Genomic DNA, 11,884 nt, shown 5'->3' with positions numbered 1-11,884 from the left:
ATGACCCCGGCAAGGATGTTGCAGGCGCTTGACAAACATCCGCAATTAAAGGGCTAATTGACACGCAGACCCTCGGCCATACCAGTGTGATCGACCCACTCGCACTTGCGCTGCAGGTCTTTGCATTCGGCGCCTCATTCGCTCTTGGTAGCCTGGGCACTGCCCTGATGGGCAGGATCGATTGACCTCGAGGACGCGCGTGCTGGATTGATCTTTCGCAACGAGCCCGCCGGGCGATCCCGGATTTTTGCGACTAGCTTTGGCGAACCGTAGCTTATGGCGACGTTGTTCGGAAACCCAGAACCATTTTGAGCGGGTACGGATAAGACAGTTCAGATTTTGGCGTCTCCGGCCACCATTCCAACAGCTGCCCAACTATGTAAAACTTCTCTTTCGTCTGGCTCACCGGACAGCTTTGAACCAAGAGGCGATCTCGAAGCCTGCCGTGACCACCTGTTGGTCAGCAAGGGTGAGCAAAACCCCGTGTCCCCCTTCTCCGCACGGCGGCTAAGCGCCCCAGAATATGTCGCCTCCCACAGCCGCATATGAAAAAGATCGCGGTCCCCGGCGCTTCTTAGGCGGCGCCACTTCCGCCGGCCGCGCGGTCTCCACGATTTCGGTATTGCACCACCTCACGGTGATGCAATCTGGACGCCTCGAACCTTAAACGATTGCGGGATTGTGCGGCAGAGCCGGTCGGCTGACGCACTTGAGCGATACGGGACCCGCGATGGCCAGGCCGCGCCGCGTGTGGCTCCGGATGATACATTATGCGACTTTGGACGCACAAAGCGGGAACATCTCCAGCCCTTGCGGCTTGAGGGGCCGAGGTACGAATACGCTCAACCCCTGCGCGGGTTGCGTCGCGTGCCTGCCCATCAGCGTCATGCGAAGGGATAACGACTTGCACGGCGCCATACCAGATCGATGAACTTGGAGGAGGTCCAAAGCTGAAAATAAAGAGTGATTCAGGATCAAGGAGTTGCCGGCGAAAGCGCTCCCTCGGGTACATTTTTGCCCCGCGCGTTGTTGCATTCTTAATGAGTATGGGCCATATCACTCATCAATAAGACCCGCCACGCCTCGGACGAAACTTCGGTTTCGGAACTGCGCACCCAGGCGGGTTTCTCTTTTCTGGAGCTTCGAATCCGCCTATGAAATGGCATGAAGTTCACCAAGCCTTCCGTTTCAATAGCTGATCAAATTACTCTGCTTGAAGCGAGGGGCATGGCCGTTACCGATCCGGCACACGCCGCCCACTGCCTTCAACACATAAGCTACTATCGCCTGCGCGCCTACTGGCTCCCCTTCGAGGAACCAGCGCCAGCTGACGGAGAGCACAAGTTCAAAGATGGCACCTCCTTCGATGACGTGCTGGCGCTGTATGCCTTTGATAGGCGGCTTCGACTGCACGTCATGGATGCGATCGAACGCATCGAAGTCTCGCTACGGGGAAGCTGGGCACACCACCTTGCTATGAAATACGGGCCCCACGGCTACCTTGACCCTGCGCTTTATGATCGCGCCGACTATTATGCCAAAGCCTTTGCCAACCTCATCGAGGAAATCGAGCGCTCTAAAGATGCTTTCATCGTTCACTATCGGACAAAATACGACGATCCCGAACATCCACCAATCTGGATGACTGCTGAAGTCATGTCGCTTGGACAACTTTCAAAGTGGTTGGGAAACCTAAAGCTTCGCGCCGATCGCCAGGCGATAGCCAGACCCTACGGGCTCGATGAGAAAGTTCTGGTCTCCGTTGCGCACCACCTCACATATGTCCGCAATATCTGCGCGCACCATGGTCGCCTTTGGAACAAGCAGTTTACTGTAACGATGATTGTGCCGAACTCGCCGGCATCGTTGAAGCTGGCGATGAACGCCGCGTCCGCGAGGAAGCTTTACAACACACTGGCGGTCGTCGGCTATTTGATGGGGATCGTCGCGCCTGGGACACAGTGGCGGCAGTCACTCATAGAGCTGATGGATTCTAGCCCACTCGCCGAAGCAGCTGCAATGGGCTTTCCTCCCAGCTGGAGAAACTTGTCGGCATGGAAGCCGCCCACAATACAGCAATGACACAATCCCCAAGTTGGTCGACATTGCGCTGCGCGAGTTGCGCGCCTTGAGATCCCATCAGGGGTGGATAGCGGCCTGCACCGTGGCAGAGTGAGGTCGCTAGAAAACTCTCTGGAGGCCAACCATGCCGATGACAGCAGATCAAACTCAAGCACAGGCCGCTACCCACATCGATCTTGGCGCAATTTTCGTCTCGTTGGAATTGAGCAAATCCACATGGCTCGTGACGGCGCTTTCGCCGGGGAGCGAAAAGATGTCTCGCCATGCGATTACCGGAGGCGATGTCGCCAGCTTGTTCTCGTGTTTTGCCACCCTTCGCCAGAAGGTCCAGCGGCGTAAGGACAGGCTCTACCCGCTGGTCGTGATCCAGGAAGCCGGGCTTGATGGCTTCTGGCTGGGGCGAGTGCTCAGCAAGGAAGCCTGGATCGAGAGCCATATTGTGGAAGCTGCATCCATTGCCATGCCGCGCCGTCATCGCCGCGCAAAGACGGACCGCATCGATGGCGAAACATTGATACGCGCCTTGATGGCCTGGAAACGCGGCGAGCCGCATGCTTGTTCAATGGTCAAGTTGCTTACGCCGGATGAGGAAGACATCCGCAGGCTTGGACGGGAGCGAAAAACCCTGATTGCGGAGCGTGTTTTCCACGTCAATCGCATAAAGGGGCTGCTGTTTACGCAAGGAATACGAGAGTATGAGCCTTTGCGTCGTGATCGCCGTCAGCGACTGGAGGAAGCTCGTACTGGCGATGGCCGGATGCTATCAAAGCACCTGAAAGCCGAAATCTGCCGAGAACTCGATCGCCTTGAATTGCTACTTACGCAGATCAAGGCTGTGGAAGCAGAACGGGATGCTTTGATCGCTCGCGAGACAGCCGAGACACCGCCAAGAGCCGCCGCGCTCTTAGGAATCCGAGGAATAGTCCTGAGTTCGCGACGATCCTCTACTCGGAAGGTCTGTTCAGACACTTCGACAATCGGCGCCAAGTCGCTGCCTACGCGGGACTAGCTCCCTCCCCTTGGCAAAGCGGCAACGTTAATCGTGAGCAAGGTGTCTCGAAGGCAGGAAATCCGCGTTTGCGAGCGACGATGGTCGAGCTTGCCTGGTTGTGGCTGCGTCACCAACCACATTCGGCGCTCGCTCTCTGGTTCAAGGAGCGCATTGCCCGCAACAGCGGCCGTCTCAAACAGCCGATGATCGTGGCTTTGGCTCGCAAATTGCTGGTAGCACTTTGGAAGTACGTGAGCTCTGGCGTCGTCATCGAGGGCGCGATCATGAAAAGCGCTTAAGCCATCAAACCAGCCAATAGACTCGAATCCTCAGGGCTTGATCAGCCCTGACGGATCCAGGTGGACGGACCGGGATTCCCTTTGGCTTTACCCGCCGACCTTGAGATTGGTCCCGTTCTCCTGAGCCCGTTCCCGTCGAAAGCGGGTTAGTGGTGCAGCCGTAACCAGCGGCGACCGGATGTGAGATTGTACAGGTCCGGGGACGGGCCGGTAAATGCTATGGGCTCAGACCGTGGATCCGCTTACGAAGGAGCAATTCGATGCCACGTGAATGAACCATTGACAAAAATCCTGATGTGAAGGGAATTGAACCGTCGTCCCCTCCATTCTCGACTTGGGAATGAGTGGGCCGCTCCGCCGTCTGTCTGGCTGGCTCGTCTCAGGCGAGCGTGTAGGCGGTCTTGACGGTTGTGTAGAATTCGGCGGCGTAGCGACCCTGCTCGCGCGAGCCGTGCGACGACCCCTTGCGGCCGCCGAACGGCACGTGGAAATCGACGCCTGCCGTCGGCAGGTTGACCATCACCATGCCGGCCTCGGCATTGCGCTTGAAATGGGTCGCGTGCTTGAGGCTGGTGGTGGCGATCCCGGACGACAGGCCGAAGGGCGTGTCGTTGGCCACAGCGAGTGCCTCGTCGTAATCCCTGACGCGGATCACCGAAGCGACCGGCCCGAAGATCTCTTCGCGGGAAATGCGCATCTGGTTCGTCGCCTCGGTGAACAGGGCCGGCTCCAGGTAGAAGCCGGGCGTCTCGCGCTTCAGCAGCTCGCCGCCGAAGGCAAGCCTGGCGCCCTCCTGTTTGCCGATGGCGATGTAGTCGGTGTCCTGGTTGAGCTGGCTCTGGTCGACTACCGGACCGATATGGGTGCCGGCCTTCAAGGCGTCGTCGATCGTCAGCCCCTTCATCCGCTCGCCCATTGCCGCGACGAAACGATCGTGAATGCCCTCGGTGACGATGATGCGCGACGACGCGGTGCAGCGCTGGCCGGTGGAGAAGAAGGCGGAATTGACCGCCGCCTCGACCGCGACCGCAAGATCGGCATCATCGAGCACGACGAAGGGGTTCTTGCCGCCCATCTCCAGCTGGTACTTGCGATTGTGCTCGACCGAAGCCATCGCCACGCGTTTTCCCGTGCCGGTCGAGCCGGTGAAGGTGATCGCGTGCACATCCGGGCTGTCGAGCATCGCCTGGCCGACGACCGAGCCCTTGCCCATCACGAGGTTCAACACGCCCTTCGGCAGGCCGGCGCGGTGAAGAATGTCGACGATCGCCCAGGAACTGCCGGGCACCAGTTCGGCCGGCTTGAAGACGACGGTGTTGCCGTAGCAAAGCGCCGGCGCGATCTTCCAGGCGGGGATGGCGATCGGGAAGTTCCAGGGCGTGATGATGCCGACGACGCCGACCGGCTCGCGGGTGATCTCGACGCCGATATTGGGTCTTGCCGACGGCAGCACTTCGCCCGCCAACCGCAGGCACTCGCCGGCGAAGAAGTCGAAGATCTGTCCGGCGCGCACGGTCTCGCCGATGCCTTCGGCCAGCGTCTTGCCTTCCTCACGCGACAACAGCTTCCCGAGTTCGTCCTTGCGGGCGAGGATCTCGTCGGCGGTCTTTCTCAGGATGGCGTGGCGCTCGAGGATGCCCGAGCGCGACCAGGCCGGAAACGCTTCCCTTGCAGCAGCGATCGCCGCCCGCGCATCCTCGGCGGACGCACGGGCATATTCGCCGACCACGTCGTTGGTGTCGGACGGGTTGATGTTGGCAACCCCGTCGCCGCCGACCCATTCGCCGGCAATCAGGTTCTGGTGCAATGTCATGGTCGGTTCCATTCAGATCAGCTGACGCGCCGCAAGATTGCGCATCAAGTGCGATGCGCCAAAAGTCCACGGGCTGCACTCGGTTGACAATCGCACCGTGTTGACCAGCGACCCCAGCTGGGCGTTTGAGATCGTCACGACATCACCGAGCTTGTGGGTAAAGCCCTGGCCCGGGACGTCACGGTCTTCGACGGGAGCAAACAGCGTGCCCATGAACAACATGAAGCCATCGGGGTATTGGTGATGAGCGCCGATGGTCTGTGATACCAGATCGAGTGGATCGCGACTGATCTCCTTCATCGAGCTCCTGCCCTTCAGCACATAGCCATCCTCGCCTTCTATACGCAGATCGAGGTCGGCATGGCGCACGTCGTCGATCGAATAACTCTCGTCGAACAGTCGAATGAACGGCCCGAGCGCGCAGGAGGCATTGTTGTCCTTGGCTTTACCAAGCAAAAGCGCTGAGCGGCCTTCAACGTCGCGCAAGTTCACATCGTTGCCGAGCGTCGCTCCTTTTACTCGGCCCTTGCTGTCCACGGTCAGCACGATCTCCGGTTCCGGGTTGTTCCATCTCGATATCGGGTGCAGCCCTACCTCGTCTCCATACCCAACCGCCGACATGACCTGCCCTTTGGTGAAGACTTCGGCGTCAGGACCGATTCCGACTTCGAGGTATTGCGACCAGATGCCCACCTCGATCAGGGCCTCCTTGACCTTGGCTGCCTCCGGCGAACCGGCCTTGAGATCGCGCAGGCTGTCGCCGACAAGCACCGTCACGCGTTCGCGGATTTTGGACGCGAGGTCGGGGTTTCCTGCGGCACGCTCCTCAATCACCCGTTCGAGCATCGAGCGTGCGAATGTCACGCCGCAGGCTTTGATGGCCTGAAGGTCACATGGCGCGAGCAGCCGGGGCGTTTCGCCACTTTCCGCTGCTCGCGAGAGAACCTCGGCCAGCGTGCAGATCGACCTTCCCTCTCGTGCACGGACGAACCCGACAGGATCATCCATCTCCAAGAGATCACGCATCGTTGGCGCTTCTCTTGTGGTGATGTCGAACACCACGCCGGCTCTGACCGTCACCAGGACCGGCCCCTTCTGCTCCGACAACCACACACGACCAGCGAAGGTGCCACTCCTATCAAGTTCCATTTGCCTCTTCCCATTCCAAAGTCATTGAACCAGTCAGCTCCTGGCGGTCTTCGAGTATCTTCAGGCCTGGTCGGCCCACGAGATTATGTGCGTCCACCGGATGGGAAACCGGCTCAAAACAAAAGAAGTCGGCCTTCGCGTTCGGCGAATGGAGCAGCGCATATCGGAGATCATCGGAGGCCGAGATTCTGACGGAGGCCGCGTCCTCTCCCTGCATGATGACCGCCTCTCCAGCCCACCCGCCGAAGGCGTTGTTGATCCACTGGTCGGGCAACGCCCGCCCGTCGCCGAAATTCCAGTCTGGAACTTCGCGAAGCTTTCGATGACCTGTCGGCAAGTGTTCTCTGTCCTCCAGCCAGACTTCCGCGGCGTGAAATTGCAGCCGCGTCCCCGCATTTCGCGGAAACCACGGGTGGAATCCGATGCCGAAGGGTAATGACTGTCCCGACATGTTTTGAACCGTGAGCTTTATGTCGAGCTTTTCGGACCCGAGAGTGAAGCCCTGCCTTGCCCGATAGCGAAATGGGCCGATCGCCCCATCGCATTCCAGTTCGACGGTCTCGCCGCTGCGAGCAAGCAACCGCCAGAACCGCTGAAAGCCGTCCCCGTGAATAGGGAATGGCTCGCCGGCAAGATTGGCTGGAATGGGATGAAACGCACCGTCATGCTCAAAGCCCCCGCGTGAGATGCGGTTCGAGAATGGAACAAGCACATTATAGCTCAGTTTGAAAGGACCATCTTCCACTCGGCCATTCCACGGTCTCAGCACAGGAAGCCACTTGCCTGACGGATGTCGTACGTCAAGCTGTGCGATGCCACCACCAAGTGCCGGGATCAGCTGCAAACGAGCGTTGCTGTTTTCGACATTGATCCGCTCGACAACCATCTACCAACCGCCGTCGATGGCGAAGTTCTGTCCAGTGATCATGTCCGAAGCGGATGAGACGAGGAAGTAAACGAGTTCAGCCACGTCCTCGGGCTTAACACGTGATTTCAGGCATTGCCGCTCCAGGACCCAGCCATTGTATTCCTGCAGCCGATCGGCAAATACCCGGTTCTCCGCCTCGGAAACCACAGCTCCAGGCGAAATCGCGTTGACGTTGATCCCGAATGGTCCGAGTTCGCGGGCCAAGGATTTCGTCAGGCCGATCATTGCGCCCTTCGATGCGACATAGGGCACATAGCCGTCCCATTGGCCATTGAGCGTAATGGAAGCAAAGTTGAGAATCTTGCCGCGTCCTTTGCGTTTCATCAGGTCGGAACAGGCTCGAACAGCGGCAAACGCCGCGGACGAGTTAACGCGGATCTGGTCCTCGTACTCCGCCAAGCTGAATTCTTGGAACGGCTTATTGATTATGAGGGCGGCGTTGTTGATCAGAATGTCGATGCCGCCTGAGGCTTCGGCCTCCAACCGGATGAGGTCCTCGGTTCGCGCGAGGTCGTTCAGATCGCATCCGAAAAAGCGCGCATTTTCGCCGAGATTTTCCGTCAGACCTGCCTCGAGGCCAGGACGGTCGAGTACGATGACAGCGGCGCCTTCCGCTGTGAGTTTACTGGCCTGGGCTCGACCGAGTGTGCCAAGGCCGCCCGTGACAAGCGCCACTTTTCCCTGAAGTGGTTTCATCTGAGTTCCCCTCAAAGTACGGACTGGACTTCGTCGATCGACGTTTCGCTGACACGCTTGTCGAGCACGATCTGCCCACGCGCCATGGCGACCACCCGATCACAGGATTCGAAGACGTGGTGCATGTTATGACTGATGAAGATGCCGGTGACGTTCTGTTCCTTCAACGAGCGAACGAAACCAATGACCTTGTTCGTTTCCTTGACCGAAAGATGGTTCGTGGGCTCGTCAAGGATCATCACCTTCGACTTGAAATGCATGGCACGGGCGATCGCGACCCCCTGTCGTTGGCCGCCTGAGAGTTCGCCGACCAAGGCATCAGGTGAGCGCAGATGAAGATCGACGTCTGCGATGGCCTGGACGCTTTCCTCGCGCATCTTGCGCAAATCCAGAACCCCGAGGCCGAAGAGGGAATATTTGAGCGGTTCGCGACCAATAAACAGGTTCCGCGCGATAGACATGGTCGGGACCATGGAGTTGTACTGATAGATGGTCTCGATCCCGAGCCGCATGGAGTCGCGCGGGCTCGATATCGCAGCCTCCTTTCCCTCGACGAAGATACTGCCCTCGTCCTGTTTCTGGACGCCGGAAAGAATGTTGATGAGTGTCGACTTGCCCGCGCCGTTGTCGCCAATCAGGCCGACGGCCTCATTGCGTGCGAATTCGACCGAGACGCCCCTGAGAGCATGGACGCCTGAATACCACTTGTGCAGGTTCCGGACGGATACAATAGGACCGTTCATGGCTTAAACCTCCACCTTGATCGATTTTGCCCGCTTGCGAAGCCAGGAATTGGCGACGACAGCAAAGATCGTCAGCGATCCGATCGCAAACTTGAACCAATTGGCGTCGACCTGACTGAGGATGAGACCGTTGTCGATGACGCGGATGAGGATGACACCAATGATGCCGCCGAAGACCGCTCCAACGCCACCATTCAGTGCGGTACCACCAATGACGGCTGCGGCAACCGCTTGCAGTTCCATGCCCTCGCCAATCGATGGCAGCGGCGAACCCAGGCGAAGCACCTGAATAAGTCCGGCAAAGCCGCTCAGCACCGAGCAGAGAATGAAGCAAGCGATTTTGACGCGCGCAGTCGGGATGCCAAGGGCGTCGGCGGCCGGCAGGAAACCGCCGGTCGCTCTAATCCAGTTGCCGAAGTTCGTGCGGCTCAGGATCAGCGATACGAGAACAGCAATGGCCAGAAACCAGAGGAACGACATGCGCAGCAATTGGCCAGGCCCAACGAAACTGGTGAAGAGCCATGTGGGAAGATCAGCCGGCAAGAGAGGCGGAAAGCCGCCAGAGATCACGACCGTAAGAGATCTGGCGACAAACATCATGCCAAGCGTGGTGATGAAGCTTGGGATCGCAAAACGGATGGTCAGATAACCGTTCAGCAGTCCTATCGCCACACAGACGAGAAGGCCCGCGATGAGTGCCACCGGGAACGAGGTCCCCGTGGCCATCAACACGGCCATCGTCATCGGCATCAGCGCGAAAACGGCGCCGACAGAAAGATCGAATTCTCCGCAGATCATCAAAACAGTGACGCCGATCGCAACCAGCGCCATCTCCGGGAGAATCCCGAAGAAGCCTCGCAGGTTATCAAAGCTCAAGAAGACGCCTCCAGACCGGATCTGGAAGAGAATTATCAGCAGCAAGAGTAGAAGGAGCGCCGCCAGCTCCGGCTTCTCCATGTAGATTTTCAGCATTCTTTTCATCGCATGCACTCCCCTGCGGCAAGCCGCTCGTTTCGCAGGTCTGCCGGTCAAATTCATTGCTTTGCGCGCCGTGTCCGGCGCGCAAAGCACATGCTTCATCAACAGGCTCCTTCTCCGAAAACCCTCCGATTTTCGCAGAAGCGCGTCTACCGCAGGCCCTGTGCTGAAAGGTCCATGATGTTGTCGGCATCGGCCGGGCGGACGATCCCCTGTCCCGTGTCAATGTCGGCCGGGGCGAGGCCAAAATTCTTGGCGAGATAGACCTGCATGACAGGCATGAAGCCCTGCATGTATGGCTGCTGATCGACCTGGACCTGAACATAGCCCGTCTGCATTTGCTGGACGACTTCGGGCACCAGATCGAAGCCGCCCAGAAGCACCTGGCCAGGCGCGACCCCACGGTCCTTCAGCACTCTTGCTACCGCGGCATGCCAGAAGCCGGTGTCGAAATAGGCGGTGGTGTCCGGGTGTGCATTAAGATAGGCGCCGACACGATCGGACGTGACCGCAAGGTCCGTGCCGCTGTCGATCCGTTCCCACGAGATTTCTCGACCGGGGTTTGCGGCCTTATATTCCGCGAGGAAATCCATCACGCCCTGTCCGCGTGCCTCGGACCAGTTCTGGCCCGGCGCAGAAATCCCGACCAATACTTTGACCGGTCCCTCCTTTGGAAAATTCTCCGACATGGCCTTTCCAAGCGAGTATCCGGCGCGCCGGAAGCCCTGGCCGACGAAAGCAGCGCGCGCATTTCCTTTCGCTCCCTCGCTGTCGTCCACGTTGACACCGATGACTTCAACGCCATCCTTGGCGGCCCGGGCGATGACGTCGTCAAAAGCCTTGTCATCCACGATGGAGGTCAAGAGGGCATCGGGCTTGCTCGCCAACGCTGCTTCCATGTTGGAGAGCTGTTGCTCAACAGAGCCCTCGGTCTGCGTAAACACCATCTGGCAACTCGCGCCGATCTTCTCACAGGCGTCGTCGAACCCCTTTTTGACCGCCTGCCAGAATGTATTCGACGCCGACGAGTGATGCGTGAAGACGATCTTCAACGGTTCCGCCGATGCGCCGAGCGCGGTCGACCCCAAAAGCGCCACCCCCAATGCACTCCCAATCAATACTGTTCGCATGCTTGCTCCTCCTTAAGCTGCAGAATTGCGAAAGAACTCGGACTTAGTCCCCGCTCGAAATGCGACGGGACACCGTAAATGCCTTTTCAAGGTCGGGATTAAGCTCCATGCCGAGACCGGCACCCGGCGGCACCGTAATCATCCCGTTTCGAACTTCTGGAAGCGCGGTCACGAGATCGCGATACCAAGTCTTGTAGAAAGCGCGAACGCTCTCCTGGACCAACGCGTTTGGTGCGTTGAGCGACAGATGCGTCGATGCGCAAAGAACGACCGGACCGGTGCAGTCATGCGGTGCCACGGGGAGATGCCACGCCTCCGCCATCGCCGCGATCTTGCGGGCCTCCGACAAACCGCCACACCAACTGATATCCAGCATGACCACGCCAGCTGCGTCGGTCTCCAGGAGGTCGCGGAAAGCCCATCGCGAACCCAAGGTTTCCGACGCCGAGATCGGCGCCGGCGAGACGGCTGCATAGCGCTTGAGGCTGGAGAGGCTGTCCATCTTGATGGGATCCTCGTGCCAGAACGTTTGATACGGCGCGAGCGCTTTGGCTATCTGCATTGCCGGCAAAAGCTGCCACATCGAGTGGAACTCGACCATAATATCCATGCGATCGCCAACGGCGTCGCGGATCTTTTGAAATGGCACCAATGCCGATTTCAAATCGGGAACCGAAATATACTGACCGCGTGACTTTTCCGCCGCGACGTCAAACGGCCAAATCTTCATCGCCGTAATCCCCTCTTCCAAGAGGGAAAGTGCCAGTTCGTCGGCGCGATGCAGGAAGCCGTTGAGGTCGTCGTAGTTGCGGGTGCCGGCAGACGAAAGATCGTAGTTTGCGGTCGTCTGACCGGTTGCCTTTTTGATGTATTCCGTACCTGCACAGGTGTTGTAGGTGCGGATCTCCTTGCGGCTGAAGCCGCCAAGCAACTGTGCGATCGGCTGGCCTGTCGCCTTTCCGAAGATGTCCCAGAGCGCAATGTCGAACGCCGAATTGCCGCGCACCTCTGCACCGGACGACCGAAACCCAAGATAACCGACCAGGTCAGATGCCAGCAGATCGATCTGCAGCGG

The 11,884-nt window shown here is 58.9% G+C and carries 9 protein-coding genes and 1 pseudogene; 2 read left to right on the top strand and 8 right to left on the bottom strand.

All coding sequences use genetic code 11. The annotated features are described in order from the left end of the window. Nucleotides 1-1,164: 1,164 nt before the first annotated feature. Both I8N66_RS30855 and I8N66_RS30850 read left to right on the top strand, forming a co-directional pair. On the top strand, nucleotides 1,165-2,082 hold the full coding sequence (locus I8N66_RS30855; RefSeq protein WP_291162294.1) for an Abi family protein: 918 nt from the start codon (nucleotides 1,165-1,167) through the stop codon (nucleotides 2,080-2,082). Nucleotides 2,083-2,212: 130 nt separating this feature from the next. After that, nucleotides 2,213-3,372 (top strand): annotated as a pseudogene (locus I8N66_RS30850) (IS110 family transposase). 379 nt (nucleotides 3,373-3,751) lie between these two features. Here I8N66_RS30850 and I8N66_RS30845 read toward each other — a convergent pair. The 8 genes from I8N66_RS30845 to I8N66_RS30810 all read right to left on the bottom strand — a co-directional run. Continuing rightward, nucleotides 3,752-5,185 (bottom strand): aldehyde dehydrogenase family protein, encoded by a 1,434-nt coding sequence (locus I8N66_RS30845; RefSeq protein ID WP_113535925.1) that lies wholly within the window; start codon nucleotides 5,183-5,185, stop codon nucleotides 3,752-3,754. A gap of 12 nt (nucleotides 5,186-5,197) precedes the next feature. Continuing rightward, nucleotides 5,198-6,334, bottom strand: a complete 1,137-nt coding sequence (locus I8N66_RS30840; protein ID WP_291162289.1) for a fumarylacetoacetate hydrolase family protein — start codon at nucleotides 6,332-6,334, stop codon at nucleotides 5,198-5,200. Beyond that, on the bottom strand, nucleotides 6,324-7,220 hold the full coding sequence (locus tag I8N66_RS30835) for an aldose 1-epimerase (protein ID WP_113535807.1): 897 nt from the start codon (nucleotides 7,218-7,220) through the stop codon (nucleotides 6,324-6,326). Before I8N66_RS30835 ends, I8N66_RS30840 begins: the two co-directional genes overlap by 11 nt. Beyond that, entirely contained in the window at nucleotides 7,221-7,958 is a 738-nt protein-coding gene (locus I8N66_RS30830; protein WP_113535808.1) for an SDR family oxidoreductase, read from the bottom strand. Nucleotides 7,959-7,969: 11 nt separating this feature from the next. Continuing rightward, the gene (locus tag I8N66_RS30825) at nucleotides 7,970-8,701 is read right to left on the bottom strand and encodes an ATP-binding cassette domain-containing protein (protein ID WP_113535809.1); all 732 of its coding nucleotides are present in this window, start codon (nucleotides 8,699-8,701) and stop codon (nucleotides 7,970-7,972) included. A 3-nt stretch (nucleotides 8,702-8,704) separates the two neighbouring features. Then, nucleotides 8,705-9,682 carry an ABC transporter permease gene (locus I8N66_RS30820; RefSeq protein ID WP_113535810.1) on the bottom strand — a complete coding sequence of 326 codons (978 nt, stop codon included), beginning with the start codon at nucleotides 9,680-9,682 and terminating at the stop codon, nucleotides 8,705-8,707. A gap of 146 nt (nucleotides 9,683-9,828) precedes the next feature. Further along, nucleotides 9,829-10,809, bottom strand: a complete 981-nt coding sequence (locus I8N66_RS30815; RefSeq protein ID WP_291162280.1) for a sugar ABC transporter substrate-binding protein — start codon at nucleotides 10,807-10,809, stop codon at nucleotides 9,829-9,831. Between the two features lie 43 nt (nucleotides 10,810-10,852). Beyond that, nucleotides 10,853-11,884 (bottom strand): mandelate racemase/muconate lactonizing enzyme family protein (locus I8N66_RS30810; protein WP_291162277.1); only part of this gene is annotated, 1,032 nt, incomplete at its 5' end.

It is taken from the genome of Ensifer sp. SSB1 (assembly GCF_016652895.1).
Classification (GTDB): Bacteria; Pseudomonadota; Alphaproteobacteria; order Rhizobiales; family Rhizobiaceae; genus Ensifer.
The sequence above is the reverse complement of the archived record's forward strand: the minus strand, read 5'-3'. Positions and strand labels throughout refer to the sequence as shown.